Origin of the sequence: Aestuariimicrobium sp. G57 (assembly GCF_050110855.1) — a bacterium.
Taxonomy (GTDB): Bacteria; Actinomycetota; Actinomycetes; order Propionibacteriales; family Propionibacteriaceae; genus Aestuariimicrobium.
The window spans coordinates 66,173-81,913 of sequence record NZ_JBNINW010000005.1 but is presented as its reverse complement, the minus strand read 5'-3'; the positions used below and the strand labels follow the sequence as shown (position 1 = coordinate 81,913).

At 66.3% G+C, this 15,741-nt stretch carries 14 protein-coding genes; 10 read left to right on the top strand and 4 right to left on the bottom strand.

The features are described from left to right. Window positions 1-2: 2 nt before the first annotated feature. The gene (locus ACQCX5_RS12085) at window positions 3-1,229 is read left to right on the top strand and encodes a M16 family metallopeptidase (protein ID WP_434542283.1); all 1,227 of its coding nucleotides are present in this window, start codon (window positions 3-5) and stop codon (window positions 1,227-1,229) included. Between the two features lie 909 nt (window positions 1,230-2,138). On the opposite strand, the gene ACQCX5_RS12080 is transcribed toward ACQCX5_RS12085, so the two are convergent. Continuing rightward, complete coding sequence (locus ACQCX5_RS12080) at window positions 2,139-3,497, bottom strand: RHS repeat-associated core domain-containing protein (protein ID WP_434542282.1); 1,359 nt, start codon at window positions 3,495-3,497, stop codon at window positions 2,139-2,141. Between the two features lie 380 nt (window positions 3,498-3,877). Here ACQCX5_RS12080 and ACQCX5_RS12075 point away from each other — a divergent pair, with 380 nt between their 5' ends. Next, window positions 3,878-4,636: a hypothetical protein gene (locus tag ACQCX5_RS12075; protein ID WP_434542281.1), complete on the top strand. Its 759-nt coding sequence runs from the start codon at window positions 3,878-3,880 to the stop codon at window positions 4,634-4,636. Between the two features lie 1,037 nt (window positions 4,637-5,673). Here ACQCX5_RS12075 and ACQCX5_RS12070 read toward each other — a convergent pair. Next, a complete protein-coding gene (locus ACQCX5_RS12070) occupies window positions 5,674-6,132 on the bottom strand; it encodes a hypothetical protein (protein ID WP_434542280.1) in 459 nt (152 codons plus the stop codon). A gap of 223 nt (window positions 6,133-6,355) precedes the next feature. Between ACQCX5_RS12070 and dapB the strand changes: the two genes are divergently transcribed. Both dapB and ACQCX5_RS12060 read left to right on the top strand, forming a co-directional pair. Continuing rightward, window positions 6,356-7,093, top strand: a complete 738-nt coding sequence (gene dapB, locus ACQCX5_RS12065; RefSeq protein ID WP_434542279.1) for a 4-hydroxy-tetrahydrodipicolinate reductase — start codon at window positions 6,356-6,358, stop codon at window positions 7,091-7,093. 5 nt (window positions 7,094-7,098) lie between these two features. Beyond that, window positions 7,099-8,085: a hypothetical protein gene (locus ACQCX5_RS12060; protein ID WP_434542278.1), complete on the top strand. Its 987-nt coding sequence runs from the start codon at window positions 7,099-7,101 to the stop codon at window positions 8,083-8,085. A gap of 1 nt (window position 8,086) precedes the next feature. On the opposite strand, the gene ACQCX5_RS12055 is transcribed toward ACQCX5_RS12060, so the two are convergent. After that, window positions 8,087-8,740, bottom strand: coding sequence for a GNAT family N-acetyltransferase (locus ACQCX5_RS12055; protein ID WP_434542277.1), 654 nt, complete (start codon window positions 8,738-8,740; stop codon window positions 8,087-8,089). A gap of 67 nt (window positions 8,741-8,807) precedes the next feature. Between ACQCX5_RS12055 and ACQCX5_RS12050 the strand changes: the two genes are divergently transcribed. From ACQCX5_RS12050 to ACQCX5_RS12040, 3 genes are all read left to right on the top strand, one after another. After that, window positions 8,808-10,487: a ribonuclease J gene (locus ACQCX5_RS12050; RefSeq protein ID WP_434542276.1), complete on the top strand. Its 1,680-nt coding sequence runs from the start codon at window positions 8,808-8,810 to the stop codon at window positions 10,485-10,487. Window positions 10,488-10,729: 242 nt separating this feature from the next. Then, on the top strand, window positions 10,730-10,915 hold the full coding sequence (gene rpmB / locus ACQCX5_RS12045; protein WP_434542275.1) for a 50S ribosomal protein L28: 186 nt from the start codon (window positions 10,730-10,732) through the stop codon (window positions 10,913-10,915). Window positions 10,916-11,003: 88 nt separating this feature from the next. Next, complete coding sequence (locus tag ACQCX5_RS12040) at window positions 11,004-13,229, top strand: ATP-dependent DNA helicase RecG (protein WP_434542274.1); 2,226 nt, start codon at window positions 11,004-11,006, stop codon at window positions 13,227-13,229. Window positions 13,230-13,238: 9 nt separating this feature from the next. On the opposite strand, the gene ACQCX5_RS12035 is transcribed toward ACQCX5_RS12040, so the two are convergent. Then, window positions 13,239-13,658 (bottom strand): pyridoxamine 5'-phosphate oxidase family protein, encoded by a 420-nt coding sequence (locus ACQCX5_RS12035; RefSeq protein ID WP_434542273.1) that lies wholly within the window; start codon window positions 13,656-13,658, stop codon window positions 13,239-13,241. 81 nt (window positions 13,659-13,739) lie between these two features. On the opposite strand from ACQCX5_RS12035, the gene rsmD reads away from it, so the two are divergent. From rsmD to ACQCX5_RS12020, 3 genes are all read left to right on the top strand, one after another. Beyond that, the gene (gene rsmD, locus ACQCX5_RS12030; RefSeq protein WP_434542272.1) at window positions 13,740-14,402 is read left to right on the top strand and encodes a 16S rRNA (guanine(966)-N(2))-methyltransferase RsmD; all 663 of its coding nucleotides are present in this window, start codon (window positions 13,740-13,742) and stop codon (window positions 14,400-14,402) included. Beyond that, on the top strand, window positions 14,399-14,887 hold the full coding sequence (gene coaD, locus ACQCX5_RS12025; RefSeq protein ID WP_434542271.1) for a pantetheine-phosphate adenylyltransferase: 489 nt from the start codon (window positions 14,399-14,401) through the stop codon (window positions 14,885-14,887). The genes rsmD and coaD overlap by 4 nt, the downstream gene beginning before the upstream one ends. A 282-nt stretch (window positions 14,888-15,169) precedes the next feature. After that, a complete protein-coding gene (locus tag ACQCX5_RS12020) occupies window positions 15,170-15,727 on the top strand; it encodes a YceD family protein (RefSeq protein ID WP_434542270.1) in 558 nt (185 codons plus the stop codon). Window positions 15,728-15,741 lie beyond the last annotated feature (14 nt).

Here is a 15,741-nt window from a genome sequence, read left to right as displayed (position 1 = left end):
TGGTGACGCAACTCATCCCCGGCGCCCGCTCGACGAACCTTGGGTTCTTCGTGGGCGTCGGTTCGCGCCACGAAACGGCGGACGAGCACGGCAGCTCGCACATGCTCGAACACCTGCTGTTCAAGGGCACCCGCAGCCGCGACGCGCGCCAGATCTCGGCGCAGGTCGAACAGGCCGGGGGAGACCTCAACGCCTGGACCGCCCGCGACCACACCTGCTTCCACGCCCAGGTGCTGCCCGAGGACGCCCCCGGCGCAGCGTCCGTGATCGCCGACATGCTCACCGACTCGCTGCTGCGCACTGACGACGTGGCGAGCGAGGCCCAGGTCGTGCTCGACGAGATCGCCATGCACGACGACGACCCCGTCGACGTGTGCGCCGACCTGGCGCAGCAGGCCCTGTTCGGTGACCAGCCGCTGGGGCGCAGCGTCATTGGCACCGAGGCCTCGATCCGGGGGCTGGGCCGCGACGACATCGAGGGTTTCTGGCGGCGGCACTACCGCGGCGACAACATCGTGGTGGTCGCCGCGGGTGACGTCGACCACGACCAGCTGGCCGAGCAGTTGGCGGCCGTGGACTGGCCCGGGGCACCTGTGGCCGATTCACCCAGCAATGGGCCGGCAAGCGTGCGCGAGGTCGTCCCGGGTGCCCCGACCAGTCGGTTCTGGGGCATGCAACAAACCACCACTGCGCTGGTCTGGCCAGGATTCGGGTGGCACGACCCGCGCAGGCACGCCCTGTCGCTGGTGCTCACCATGCTGGGCGGTGGCATGAGTTCGCTGCTGTTCCAGCGGGTGCGCGAAGAACTCGCGCTGGCCTACACCATCGACGCCGGCGACAACTGCTGGGACGGCGCGGGCTCCGCGCTGATCGAGTGGCAGTCGCTGCCGGGCCGCACCGGCAAGATCTTCACACAGGTGCGTGGCGTCGTCCATGACCTGCTTGACGGCGGCGTGGACGAGGCCTCGCTGGCGACCGCGCAACGGCAGGTGCGGGGCCAGTTGCTGTTGCACCTGGACCAGCCCGCCAACCTGATGGGGCACTGGGGGCTCGCCGGGCTGCGGGGTGATGACCGCAGCGTTGACGACGCGATCGACGACTTGATGGCGGTGACCCCCGACGAAGCGACCGAGGTGGCCCGGCAGGTGCTGTCGAGGCCGCCACGGCTGGCGTTGGCGGGCGCGCAGACACCGCTCATGCGGTTGGAGAGGTCGGCGCTGCGCTGGTGAGGGTGCCCTCACGTCGCTGGCCCCTCAGCGCCCGGGGGAGCGGACTCTTCCGCCGCCAGGATGCGGCGGGCCCACCAACCCTGAAGCTTCGATCTGGGCGGTGAGGTCAATGATCACCCGAAGCTGGCACAGAGTGACTGTAGCTGCCCAGCGCCCCCATCGGCCTGGGCGTAGGGCAACCCTTGCGGACCCATGTGCGTATGGACATCAACACTTCGGTGACGGCCATCAAGGCGGCGGGACCTACTTCTGCCAGGTCGCCGTGGCGCCGATCCTTTAGCCCGAGTGGCCATGACATCAGTAGTAGCCAGGATGCGAGAGCACTGGTCAGTAGGCGTGGGAAAGGGTGGGAGTGAATCATGTGGCCGGTCTTTGCTATCGGTACGAGACGCCCGTGCTCGCAGCCAAGTCCCGCCTCCGAAAGTTTTCAGCCATTCTCATGATGGTTTGTAGGTAAGGAGGCGTGCGCCCATCACGTCGTTGAGACTGTCATTCGTCCGACAGGGCCACTTCGATGTGCCATTCATGTTCGTCGGGGAATTGAGCATCCACAACGATCCTGAAAGCTATGCTATTCGAGGGGAGTCGACATGTCGCTCGCCGAGTGTGCACCAGCGTGCAAACGGCCGGATCAAGCTCCGCCATGAACTCCGCGGGCGACCTGGCGCTCCGAAACACCCAGATGTACTCGCCACCTGAGTCGCAGTCCGAAATCGGTCCGAGGTCCACGAAACTTGCATCTTGATGTTGCACCCAGAGAGCAGCCATGCCCACCTCGCGCTGCCCTGCATCCGAGCAACTTCTTGGCAGTTCGGCCGAGCAACCGCCAACAATGGCGCCGGCAGCAAACAAGGACGCAATGGTGATGGTTCGCAAAACCGGGGCATGTGGCCACATGTAGTCCATTCATCATAGACGCACGAAATAGTGGTGATTATAGAGATTGCTGCCGATTGATCGCAGGACGAGAGCGATCAGGTGCACGTTCCACTTCAAGGTGCCTTGCCCATAGGGGAACGTCTGCGACATGTATTGCAGGCTGCGAGCATTATTCAACCGATCACGGCGTGAATCGGCTCGCTCGGCGGGACTCCCTCGTGACTCCAGACTATATTCGTGTGCCCAGCCCATTGCAGACGCAGCCCGTGCTCCAACAGCAAGATAGAGCAATCCCATCCATACAAAGTGTCGGACGGCATTGCTCTGGTTGGAGGAACCGCCGAACGACGCAGGTACGAGACGGGCGGCCAGCGCGGTGATGGCAACAATTTGGGCGCATTCTCTCCACCCGAAAGAGCGACAGGTCTTGACGGTGACCGCGTGGCGAATTGCCTTGTTCGTAGAGCTTTCCTGTCCGTTGAGGTCGGTGTGGTTGATGGGGTCGTTGGGGTAGCCGTAAGTTGTGTCGTTGCCGCCGTGGATGGGGTCGGGGCTGGTGAAGGTGGCGGTGGTGGGGTTGTAGAGGCGTGCGCCCATGAGGGTGAGGCCGATGGTGGTGGTGGCGCGTTGTTTGGTGCCGAGCCAGCCGTAGCCGATCCCGCTGGTGCCGCTGGTGGTGGGGGTGGTGGGGTGTTTGGGTTGTCCGTATTCGTCGTAGTCGTGCCACCAGTCCAGCCCGGTTGTGGTGCTGCCGGTGTCTGGTGTGGTCGCGTCAGTGGGCAGGGTGATTTCGGAGACCATGTCGCCGCGGGGCCCGGAGACGGCCAATTGCGCGGTGGTGCCGGTGCTGGTGGTGGTGATGCTCAGCCCGAGGTCACCGCCGATCAGTTCGGTGTAGCGGGTGGTCGAGGTGTGTCCGCCGGTGGTGGTCACCGACCAGGCCGAGTTGTCCGAACCATCGGTGTAGTGCCGCACCAATGTCGTGGAACCAGCCGTGGTGGTGGTGGTTTGCGTCTTGCGGCGCAGCGCCGTGTCGAGGGTGAAGCTGATGCTGGTGGTGCCCTGGTTGATCGAGGCGATGCTGTCGTTGTCGTGGTAGCCCAGTGTGACCGGCCCGCCCGCTGGTTCCGGGCTGTCGATGGCCGGGAGGCTGGTTTGGCGTCCGAACTGGTCATAAGTGTAGCTGCCCTGCCCGTTGGCGCCGGTGGTCGGGCGATCAGCCACGTCATAGACCCTGGTGGTCGTCGTCGGGGCAGGGGTGGAACAAGTCCCGTCGACGGCGGTGGTGCTGCCCTGGCTGGTGCGGTTGCCGTTGGTGTCGAAGCCGTAGGTCCGCACCGTGCACGGCACCGCAGCCCCAGCAACGGGGTTCCCGGTCCAGTCCTGCACCCGGGTGAGTCGTCCGGCCGGGTCGTAGCTGTAGTGCCGGTCAGAGGCGACCACGGTGGCGCCCAGCACGCCAGTGACGCCGGCCTGCCCGTTGGGCATCCCCTGCCCGTCGTAGGCGCCGGTTGGTGGAGCCGGGGCGGTGGCATGCTGCATGGCGCAACTGTAGGGGCTGCGCGTGCTGGGTTTCTGGTCCTGTCGGGTTTTCGTGGGTGCGGGTGCTACGGGTGGCTGGTGGTGGGCACTTGCCGGGGATGCCCGCAGCGGTTTGTTATCTGATCGTGATGTTTGTGGGGTGTCGGGTGGGGGGTGGGTGCTCTAGGTTGTGGGGCAATGCGGCCGTCTGGCGCAGTTGGTTGCTGTGCTGGGTTGATGGGGATGTCATGATAAGTACGAGCTTTTATGTGGAGGTGGATCGTGGTGCTTGTGAGAACAAGAAGCATCCTGCAATCATGCAGATGCATGGCCGTTGTGATGACTTGTGCAGGCAGTCTGGTGAACCGGATTGGGTGATCTGGAATCCTGCTCCATATCGCTTTATGATGTCGGTGGATTTGACGTTGGAACCGGAGTTTGCGTCGGCGACGTGTGATTATGTGAACGCCGATGACGAGTCGATCTTCGTTCTGGTTCAGGTGGTATTTGGAGTGTGGGGTTCTGAGGCGGAGCAGTCGTGGGCTTTGGTGTTGTTGGCTCAGCAGGTTGTTGATCAGGCGGCTCGTGAGTTGGGCCTGGGGGTTCCGCCCAGGTTTCGGATGACCCGTCGTGAGCGATTGGCTGATGTGGAGGCTTTGGCTATTGATGTCAAGTGGGGCCGTGGTTTCGAGGACGTGGTCAGGGCGGAGGTGGTTGCACCGCTGAAGTTGTGGTGGTCGGTGATCGGTGAGGCTGATCCCATAGTCTATATCGCTAGCCTGAGCTGCGGCAAGCGGATGGAATTGCGAAATCGATGGAAGAAGTTGTTCAAGGCGTTTGTGCGTCGGCTGCGTTTGGATTCCGGATCTGATTCAGATGAGTATTTTGCTATGGCGTGTGCGTTGCGCGGTCGGGAAGTGTTCGAGTCGGCTTCTTCGGATCTTCTTGAGCAGTTGGATGAGGAAGAGTTCGCAACTGCCGAGTTGGTGCTTGGGGCGATGCAATAGCGAGCTGCGTCGGGGCTGTTTCCACTTTGCAGTCATCTGTCCTTCGACGAGGCGGCCTTCGCGTTGGTGGTGCGGATTACTCGGCGCAGCATCGGCGGAAACATTGGGAATGGGATGCACTTCGTCCAGGCGTCTTCGAGTATCTCGGACCGTTTTCGAGTTGTCTTCCCCGGCGGTGAAGGCGAGAAGTCGTTTGTCGGCGCTCCTGGGTCGTCGGCATTAGGAGCCTGTAGACCGGCTTCAAGGCAGCCTGCTGATATCACCTCAGTGCTGGGCTCGTGGGTCGGGATCAAGCCGCCGGTATCGGGTAAGAATTCCTCCCGAACCCGTCGCCGCACCCTCGGGACCGCCTGCAGGAACGTTGGAACAGCCCGGCAGGCAGAGACCAGCGGTTCAAGGAACATCGGCAGCAGCGCCGAGGCGCCCATCATGAGCGTGCACAGCCCGCGCGCCTGGGTGATGGTGGTGCGCGCGTTCGTTCAGCTTGGAACCGATCGCGAGGCCACGCAACTAATCGAGGGTGATGGTCCATAGTTGTGCGTTAGTGACGCAGCGGATCCGGTCAGGGCGGTGCCGAATGCCCTAGGCTTGCTTCTAATGCGGCCGTCTGGCGCAGTTGATTGCTGTGCTGGGTTGATGGGGGGACATCAGTGTCCCTGGTGTCGCGTTTGTGGAGTTTGTGGTCCAAGTAGCATCCAATGCCACGTTTACGCAGCTCTTGGGCAGAGCGCGGGTGATCTGATTATATATTTCGGTGTATGGTGGGCGTGTCGTCTGCCGCGGAGCGTTCTCGCTGCGGTGTTTCGATGGCTTGTGGCTCGCAGGCCTGTCGGCGTTCGTGTGGCCCAACCCGGGGCAAAAGTGGGTGTGGCCTGCCGCCCTGGAGCGATTGCTGCTTCTCGGGAGTGCTGGCACTCCCATCACACCAGAGATCGTGAGTCAGCTGCGCGATCAGCTTCGTCCGGGCCGCCCTGCACTGAGGGCCACGGCGGAGTCTGACATGTTGCAGCCATGACGCTCGGTGCTGCGTTGATGGTTCAGTCTGCCGCCCGAGCATGCCCCGACACAGTGATGGCGGCCGACACCGCTAAGAGCAACGCGCTGGCGAGCACAAACCAGAGACCCCATCCGAATGCAGCCTCAGGGGGGCTTCCGATGGCCTCGCTGGCGCGAGCGATGATCACGACGTTTCGCACAACTCCGCAGATCCCGAGCAAAACAAGGAGCGCTGCGGTCCACAGCGCGGCAATAGCAGCACCGAGGCGGCGCTGGCGACGTAAGCGCGCCGCGAAAACGGCTGCGCCGATCAGCACACATGCGAGCATCAACCAGCCCACGTTGTTGCGCAGACCGTACCCCGACAATGCCGCGCTCCAGTCACTGGACACCCGCCCAATCCCGTTCTGGGTCCCTGCCAAGCCATGGGGCTCGGACCCGACAGTCAGTCGAAGCCAGGGAGAGACGATACCGATGATGACCGCGATGACGGTCATCATGACGACACGGGTGAGCGCTTTGTCGGGCTGGTGTGGGCGGTGTGCCTGGCCATGCGGTTTGTGATCTGGCCAGCGCTCGGACGACGGTTTGACGACTGGGTCGAGCGCCGGCAGCTGACCGGCTCATCGAATACTCCCGCCCCGGGCGGGACCACCCGGCCACTGCCCTGACCACCCGGTAACCTCGAGGCGTCACACTTTCGCAGCCAGAAGGGGGCCCGGGATGACCCGCGTCGCAGTGTTCGGAGCCAAGGGGCGCATGGGCGCCGAGTCGTGCCGGGCGGTGAAGAACGCCGGCATGCAGCTGGTCGCCGAAATCGACGAGGGTGTCGACCGTGGGGCAGCAGCCGATGCCGAGGTGATCATCGACTTCACCCACCCCGACGCCGTCATGGACACCCTCGAATGGGCCATCGGCAAGGGCATCCACTGCGTGGTCGGCACCACCGGTTTCACCGATGAGCGGCTCGCCCAGGTCAAGGACTGGCTCGCTGCCAACCCGAACGTGGGGGTGGTCATCGCCCCGAACTTCTCCGTCGGTGCCGTGCTGATGATGGACTTCGCCCGCCGCGCCGCCGCCTTCTATGAGTCGGTCGAGATCATCGAGCTGCACCACCCCAACAAGGCCGACGCCCCTTCGGGCACCGCCACCACCACCGCGCAGAAGGTCGCCGCCGCCCGCGCCGATGCCGGTCTTGGTGCCGTCCCCGACGCCACCCGTCACGAGGTCGACGGGGCCCGCGGAGCCACCATCGAGGGTGTCCACGTGCACAGCGTCCGACTCGCCGGGCTCGTCGCCCACCAGGAGGTGCTGCTCGGCACCCAGGGTGAGCAGCTGACCATCCGCCACGACTCGTTCGACCGCGTCTCGTTCATGCCCGGCGTCGTCACCGCGGTGCGGGCGGTGCCGCAGCGGCCGGGGCTGACGCTGGGCATCGAGCCGATCCTCGGCCTGGACTGATCACGGTGCCCGGCCAGAACACACAGCACGACCGCGGTCGCGAGGGGTTCCTGGTCTCCCGCGACGAGGGCAACCCCTTCGTCGAACCGGACGCCACCGAACAGATCCCCATCGACGACATCACCACCCAGGAGTTCGACGACCCCGCGACGGGCACGCGTCCCTACCTCGACGTGACCATGCCAGACCCCGGGTTCGACGAGCCGGACGAGGGCGAGGCGACGCTGGTCGACCTCAACCGTGACGCCGTGTTGTCGTCCAGGGCTGCCAAGCCCGCCCGCACGCGCCACCGCTGGGGGCTGGTGGTGTTCATCGGCCTGCTGGTGCTGCTGCTGATCGGGGCCGTGGTCGCCGTCTCGGCCGAGGTCATCGCCCGACGTGAGGTCAACGGACGGGTCGCCGGGGCGCTCTCGCAGGCCTTCAACACCACCGCCACCGCCACGCTGCACGACGACGTGGCGCTCTGGTCACTCGCCCGCGGACGGCTCGGCAAGATCACCATCGCCGCCCCCGACTCGCGCATCACACGCGACAAACAGACGATCACCTTCAAGAGCATCGACGGCACCGCCACCAACATCACCGACCCGACCAACCCCGACAAGACCGTCATCGGTGGCCTCGACGCCACCGTCGTGATGTCGTGGGACGAACTGCGCACGCTCTCGGGCGTCGACATCAGGCCGGCCGAGGGCGGAAGCGTTCAGGTCGACCGCACCATCAGCATCTTCGGCGCCGACATCGGTGTGCAGGTCACCGCAGTGCCGGTCATCGATGCCGGCACGCGGCGCATCGTGCTGCAGGACCCGAAGGCCAGGGCGGCGCAGGTGAGCATTCCGGCGGCGCTGATCAACGACACGATCGCCAAGGCGACCCAGCAGCTGGTGCTGCCCGAACTGCCGCACATCACCTACCAGCAGCTCAAGGTCACCGACGCAGGCATCAGCCTGCAGGTGACGGGCACGAATGTTCCGCTGAAAGACCTTGGCTGAGTCAGTGCGCGCCCGGCTCTGAAATGTCACTGTGCTCTGAAATATCACTGTGCAGGCGCACCTGCTTGATCGTCACCGACTCGTCATCGGTCGACAACTCCCGGTGTGCGCCGTCCGGGGCCCAGCCCGCACCCTCCAGGAACCCGCGCAGGCCGTCGTCGGTGGTCCGCAGCCACCACACCGCCCGCAGGTAGCCGTCGGCACGCATCGTGTCGACCACGGCATTCATCAACCGTGACCCGTGCCCGCGGTCGCGGCCCATGGCGTCAATGATGAACTCGGCCACCTCGGCGTCGCGGGGGCCGGCGTCGGGGTCGTCGGACGGCCCGATGGCCGCGAAGCCCACCACCCGCTGCGCGAGCCTCGTCTGGTCGGGGGCATCCGTGGCCTCAGGTCGTCCGGTCGGTTCGGTGGCGACCAGCACGCGAAAGTGGGCGAGCGGCGGGCGCACGATCGCGGCATGCCAGACCTCGGCCATCTCGTCGAGGCTGACCTGGGCCAGGAACGGCTTCTGGGCAGGGTCGGCCAGCCACGCCCGCCGCTGGATCTCGGCGATCTGCAGCGCCTCTACCGGCATCGCCAACCGCACCGAGGCAGGCGTCTGCCCGGGGGGCGTGCTGGGCAGCTGCGGCGTCAACGGACGGTCATGGCTCATGGGCCCCGAGCCTAGTGGCAGCCCGCGCACGCGCCACACCCGCGTCGTCACCCACTAGTGTGGTGGGGTGGCTTCAACTATTTTGCATACCCCCCGAAAGCTCGCCGACGACACGCTGCGGGTGATCCCGCTCGGCGGGCTCGGCGACGTCGGGCGCAACATGGCCAGTCTTGAGATCAACGGCCAACTGCTGCTGATCGACTGCGGTGTGCTGTTCCCCGAGGACGACCACCCCGGTGTCGACCTGATCCTTCCGGGGCTGGATGCCATCACCGACCGACTCGACGACGTGCAGGGCCTGGTGCTCACCCATGGGCATGAGGACCACATTGGTGCGGTGCCCTACCTGCTGCGCCGCCGCCCCGACATCCCCGTCTTCGGCTCGCGCCTGACGCTGGCCCTGCTCGAGGGCAAGTTGCGTGAGCACCGCATCCGCAATCCAGACCTGCGCGTGGTGGCCGAGGGCCAGCGCATCACGGCGGGCGCATTCGACTGCGAATTCATCGCCGTCAACCACTCGATCCCCGATGCCCTGGCCGTGTTCGTGCGCACCAAGGGCGGCACGTTGCTGCACACGGGCGACTTCAAGATGGACCAGCTGCCGCTCGACGGCCGCATCACCGACCTGCGTTCGTTCGCGCGATTGGGCGCAGAGGGCGTCGACCTGTTCCTGGTCGACTCGACCAATGCCGAGGTGCCGGGCTTCACCACCGCCGAGCGTGACATCGCGCCGTCCATGGAGCGGGTGTTCGCCACCTCGACCCAGAAGCTGGTCGTGGCGTGCTTCGCCTCGCACGTGCACCGCGTGCAGCAGGTGATGGATGCCGCGGTGAAGTATGGCCGCAAGGTGGTCTACGTCGGCCGGTCGATGATGCGCAACATGGGTGTGGCCCGCGACCTGGGCTACCTGCACGTGCCCGAGGACACCTTGATCGACCTCAAGCAGATCGACAACTACCGCGACGACCAGGTCGTGATCATCTCGACCGGTTCACAGGGCGAGCCGCTGTCGGCGCTGGCCCGTATGGCCAACCACGAGCACCCCGTCATCAAGCTGGCCCCCGGTGACACCGTGCTGCTGGCGTCATCGTTGATCCCGGGCAATGAGAACTCCGTCGGGCGCGTCATCAACGGCCTGACCAGACTCGGCGCAAACGTCGTCCACAAGGGCAATGCGATGGTGCACGTCTCGGGGCACGCCTCGGCCGGCGAGCTGCTCTACGTCTACAACATCCTGCGGCCGCGCAACGTGATGCCGGTGCATGGCGAGGTGCGTCACCTGGTGGCCAACGGCGCGCTGGCGATCAAGACCGGCATCGCGCCCGAGCGGGTCATCATCACCGAGGACGGGGGAGTGGTCGACCTCGCCAGGGGTCAGGCCAAGCTCGTCGGCAAGATCGACGCCAGCTACATCTTCGTGGACGGCTCGGCGGTCGGTGACATCAGCGAGAGTGAGCTGACCGACCGCAAGATCCTGGGCGAAGAGGGCTTCATCTCGGTGGTCGCGGCCGTGAACCTGCATGACGGCACCATCGTCACGGGTCCTGACATCACCGGGCGCGGCTTCGGCGAGGTCGACTTCCACGACATCACCGACGAGGTGCGCCGGGCGTTGCTGAACGCCGTGGCCGAGGGCGCCGACGACGGCTACCGGCTGCAGCAGGTGGTGCGGCGCACCGTGGGGCGGTGGGTGTCGAAGACGCATGGCCGACGGCCGATGATCGTGCCGGTGGTCATCACGGTCTGAGGAGGGTTCCGGGGGCTAGCAGCAACTTTGCCGCCCGGCGGGAACTTTGCCCTGCGGCGCCGGTGTGCAAAGTTCCCGTGGGCAGGCAAACGCTGACGGCAGGCCTCCGACCACCCCGGTTTGGTGATCCCCGGCCCCTGCGGCTATTCTTTTCAGGTTGCTGGGCGGCCGTTCATCGGCCCAGCCCGTTTCATACACCCGCTTGCCGCGGCATCACCGCGGACCAACACAAGGAGACCCACATGGCTGCCGTGTGCGACGTCTGCGCCAAGCGCCCGAGCTTCGGCCACAACGTGCCCTGGTCGAAGAAGAAGACCAACCGTCGCTGGGACCCGAACATCCAGCGCGTGCGTGCCACCATCAACGGCACCGCCAAGCGTGTCAACGTGTGCACCTCGTGCCTCAAGGCCGGCAAGGTCTCGCGCTGACCCTGCTGGCGCAGTTCGCCTGACTCTTCACACGGAGCCCACCTGCTGGTGGGCTCCGTGTGTCATACCCACCCGGTAGCCTGCTGGGGTGGCGTACCGATGGCAGACCGAGACCTTCACCCAGCTGAACACCCCGCTGGACCGGTTCATCGGCGATCGTTCGGCCAAGCGGTTCGAGAGGATCAGGGTGCAAACCGTGGGCGACCTGCTGCGCCACGTGCCGCGCCGCTACCTGTCGGGCATCGGCGATTCCGACCTGACCAGCCTCGAAGTGGGCGAGGACGCAGCAGTGCTCGCCCAGGTGCACAAGATCAACATCGTGGGCGCCGAACCGCGGCGTCGCCTCGAGGTCGTGCTGACCGACGGCCGCGGGTTCCTGAACGCCACCTTCTTCGGCAAGGCCCAGCTGTTGACCTACTGGAACAAGGCGCTCGGCACCGAGGACGACAGGCGCACCGGAATCTTCGTCGGCAAGGTCAAGGAGTTCAACGGCCGCCCGCAGATGGCCCACCCCAAGTTCGTGATGATCGGCCCCAAGGGTGCCATCACGGGCAAGGAGGACATGCAGGACATGGTCGAGGCCGTCTCCCGGTCCGGCCTGATCGGCTTCTACCCCCAGTCCAAGAGCCTGCCGACGTGGACCATCAGCGGCACCGTGCAGTTCGTCCTCGAACAACTCGGTGACCTGACCGACCCCATGCCGCAGTGGGTGCTCGACGAACTCGACCTGCCCGGCATGGTTGATGCCTGGCACGACGTGCACCTGCCCGAGACCCGCCAAAGGGTCGACAACGGGCTCGAACGGCTGCGCTTCGACGAGGCTCTGGCCCTGCAGCTGACGATGGCCTATCGCCGCGCCGACACCGCCCATGCGGCCGCGTGGGCGATGCAGGGCAGGGACGACGGCCTGCTGGCGGCCCTCGATGCCCGCCTGCCCTTCGCCCTGACCGAGGGCCAGCACCAGGTCTCGGCAGAACTGTTCGACGACCTGGCCAGGCCCCACCCGATGATGCGCCTGCTGCAGGGCGAGGTCGGCTCGGGCAAGACGGTCGTGGCGCTGCGGGCCATGGCGAGGGCGATCGACTCTGGCCACCAGGCGGTGCTGCTCGCCCCCACCGAAGTGCTCGCCGCCCAGCACCTGGAATCGTTGCGCGAACTGTTGGGCGACCTGGGCGGCGGACGCACCCTCGGCGCCCCCGACCAGGCCACCGAGGTGGTGCTGCTGACGGGCTCGATGAACGCCGGCGCGAAGAAGGCCGCCATGCTCAAGGCCGCCAGTGGCGAGGCCGGCATCGTCGTCGGCACCCACGCCGTGCTGGCCGACCGGGTGCAGTTCGCCTCGCTGGGGCTGGTCGTCATCGACGAGCAGCACCGCTTCGGCGTCGAGCAACGTTCTGCGCTGAATGACAAGGCCGAACTGCGCCCGCACACGCTCGTCATGACGGCGACGCCGATCCCGCGCACGGTGGCGATGACCGCCTTCGGCGACCTGGAGACCTCGACGCTGCGCGAGGTTCCTGCCGGGCGTTCCGAGGTGCAGACGACCATCGTCAACCCCAGCACGAACCCTGCCTGGCTCGACCGGGCCTGGCAGCGCGTGCGTGAAGAGGTGGACGCGGGCCGGCAGGCCTTCGTGGTCTGCTCACGCATCAGCACCAGCCAGACCGACGCTGAGGCCGAGTTCGAGTCGGACGAGGGCATGCCGCCGGCGGTCACGGTCGAAGACCTCGCCGAACATCTCGCCACCGGCCCGCTGGCCGGGCTGCGGCTGGCCCCGTTGCACGGCCGCATGTCGGCCGCCGACAAGGACGAGGTGATGACGGCATTCGCGGCTGGGTCCATCGACGTCGTCGTGGCGACCACGGTCGTCGAGGTCGGCGTCAACGTGCCGAACGCGTCGGTGATGGTCGTGATGGACGCCGACCGGTTCGGGGTCTCGCAGCTGCACCAGCTGCGCGGCCGCATCGGCCGTGGCGCCCACCCCGGACTGTGCCTGCTGGTCTCGCATGCCCCGGCGGGCAAGGCGGCCGCGGACCGGCTCAAGGCGGTGGCCTCAACCCGCGACGGCTTCGTCCTCGCTGATGCAGACCTCGAGGCGCGCCGCGAGGGCAACATCCTGGGCAGCGCCCAGGCGGGCACCCGGTCGACGCTGAGACTGCTGCGCGTGCTCGAGCATGCCGAGACCATCGGCATCGCCCGCGACATTGCCGAGCGGCTCGTGGCCGATGACCCCGAGCGGCGCAACCCCTACCTGGCCGACATGGTCGCCCAGACCGAACTGCTCGCCGCGGGCGACTGGCTCGAGAAGGCCTGAGCTGTCAGGTCAGCTGCCGAAGCGGAAGTACCGCCCGGTGATGGTGTCGGGAACGATGCGCACGAAGTGGGCCTTGACCGTGTTGGTCCACGGGCGCAGCGGCATCTTCTCGGCCAGGGCCAGTTCGTCGGCGTCGGTGATGCGCTCGGCGTTGCCGCGCAGCACCACGCTCCAGCCGGCGCTCTCGTCCCAACCGTCAGCCTCGAAGGCGACACGCTGGTTGAGCACGACCTCTGCCAGTTTGGTGCCCTCGGCGGTGCGGAAGACGACCGACTGGCCATCGACGACGTAGTTCACGGGGAAGACATCGGGCTGTCCGCCCAGCGCGGTGGCCAGGCGACCGACCTCGGAGCTGTCGAGGTAGCCCCACGCCGTGTCTTCTTCGAGCTCGGTGATGGGGTGGTCTGTATCAGTCTCAATGTGGTGCATGTCCCCATTCAAACACCGCCGTGACGCTTGCGGAAGGGGTTTGTGACAGGATTCACATGCTCGGATTGTTACGCTGTCCCCGTGAGCAGGATTGTGGCCGGACGCGCCGGTGGACGCCGTCTGGAGACCCCCGCCGGGGCCAACACCCGGCCCACCACCGACCGGGTGCGTGAGGCGTTCTTCTCGGTGCTGGCCAGTTGGAACGGCACGGGCGACCGTGCTGCCGACGACCAGTTGGCGGGGCTGTCGTTCCTGGACCTGTATGCGGGGTCGGGCGCCGTGGGGCTCGAGGCTGCCAGCCGCGGCGCGCGTCCGGTGTTGTTGGTCGAACAGGACGGGCGCACGCACGACCTGATCAGGCGCAACATCGCCACGACGGGCCTGCCGGCGACCAGCCGCGCAGCGCGGGCCGAGACGCTGGTGGCGGCGCGCAACCCCGACCCGGCCTATGACGTGGTCTGGCTCGACCCGCCCTATGGGCTGGCCGTCGAGTCGATCAACCCGATACTGGCCAACATCGTCGCGAACGGCTGGGTGCGTGACGACGGCGTGATCATCCTGGAACGATCGGGTCGCGGCGACGCGCCCGACCTGCCGGGCGCCGAGTCGTGGTCACGGCGATACGGTGAGACCACGCTGTTCTGGTTCGCGCCGGACGGCGAGGCTGGTGGTGGGGACGGCAATGCTGCCGACGCCACCCACGACAACCCTGCGGGCAGCCCCGCAGGACAGGAGGAGCTGTGAAGGTCGTCTGCCCGGGATCGTTCGACCCGATCACGCTGGGGCATCTCGATGTGATCACCCGCTCGCGTGACCTGTTCGGTGAGGTCGTGGTCGCCGTCGGGCGCAACTCGACCAAGAAGCACATCTTCAGCGTCGACGAACGGGTCGACCTGGTGCGGCAGTCGGTGGCAGACCTTGAGGGCGTGAGCGTCGGCATCATCGACGACCTGCTGGTGAACTTCTGCCACGAGGTGGGGGCGACGGCGATCGTGAAGGGGCTGAGGTTCGCCTCGGACTTCGACTACGAACTGCAGATGGCGCACATGAACAGCCACGCGGGCAAGGTCGAGACGATCTTCCTGCCGGCGAGCCCCACGCTGGGCACGCTGTCGTCGACGATGATGCGCCAGATCGCCCACTACGGCGGGGACGTGTCGACGTTCCTGACGCCGGTGGTGAACGAGGCGATCGTGGCGCGCATGGCAGAACTGCGGGGGGCACAGTAGGCGCCCGGGCAAGACGTGGAGACCGCGGTTGTCATGACGTCGTCTCGCGCTCAGTTTGGTGCCCGTTGACACCCTTGGGTGCACGCTAACACCGCTGTACAGGTGTCGGGGTGTACACAAAGGTGTCGGCGCGCACCTGGCGAGGCGGTCGTGGAGCCCTGGCCCACCCACGCGGGCATCTGAGGTGAGTCAACGCGCCGATTTGGGGAAGCCGGGTCGACGTCGTAAACTTGTGCGTCGGTCATCAACACCCCTGAACCGTTGGTGCAGAAGGTCTGGAACATGAACTCGTCGCAACACAGCATTGATGCCCGCTCGCCCCTCGTCTTCGAGGTGCATGAGCTGGGTCGTCGTGCCGGGGCGATGAAGCAGGTCACCCGGACCGCCCCTGCCCCTGACGGCCTCGGACTGGAGATGATCCGAGTGCCACAAGGCTCTGACATCACCCTCGACATCAAGCTCGAATCGGTGATTGAAGGGGTGTATGTCTCGGGAACGGCCGAGGTGGACCTGGTGGGGGAGTGCTCGCGCTGCCTGCGCCCGATCGAGGATGGCCTCGACCTGGACCTGCAGGAGCTGTACTTCTACGACGACCAGGACGCCGAAGAGGACGCCTTCCTCGTCATTGACGAGCGGGTCGACCTGGAGCCGCTCATCCGTGACGCCGTGGTGCTCGATTTGCCGTTCACCCCCTTGTGCAGGCAAGATTGTGCGGGTCTGTGCCCAGTCTGTGGCGCCAACCTGAACGACGACCCTGACCACGGTCACGGTGACAGGATCGACCCCCGCTGGGGCAAGCTCCTGGATCTGGCCGAGGACCAGGGCGCACCAACTGACTGACACCCCGTCACCGA

Excerpts from the sequence above, each read along its gene's own strand:
- ACQCX5_RS12020 (WP_434542270.1), top strand. The coding sequence starts at position 15,170 with ATGAACTCGTCGCAACACAGCATTGATGCCCGCTCGCCCCTCGTCTTC.
- rpmB (WP_434542275.1), top strand. The coding sequence starts at position 10,730 with ATGGCTGCCGTGTGCGACGTCTGCGCCAAGCGCCCGAGCTTCGGCCAC.
- dapB (WP_434542279.1), top strand. The coding sequence starts at position 6,356 with ATGACCCGCGTCGCAGTGTTCGGAGCCAAGGGGCGCATGGGCGCCGAG.
- ACQCX5_RS12035 (WP_434542273.1), bottom strand. The coding sequence starts at position 13,658 with ATGCACCACATTGAGACTGATACAGACCACCCCATCACCGAGCTCGAA.
- ACQCX5_RS12055 (WP_434542277.1), bottom strand. The coding sequence starts at position 8,740 with ATGAGCCATGACCGTCCGTTGACGCCGCAGCTGCCCAGCACGCCCCCC.
- ACQCX5_RS12070 (WP_434542280.1), bottom strand. The coding sequence starts at position 6,132 with ATGATGACCGTCATCGCGGTCATCATCGGTATCGTCTCTCCCTGGCTT.
- ACQCX5_RS12075 (WP_434542281.1), top strand. The coding sequence starts at position 3,878 with ATGATAAGTACGAGCTTTTATGTGGAGGTGGATCGTGGTGCTTGTGAG.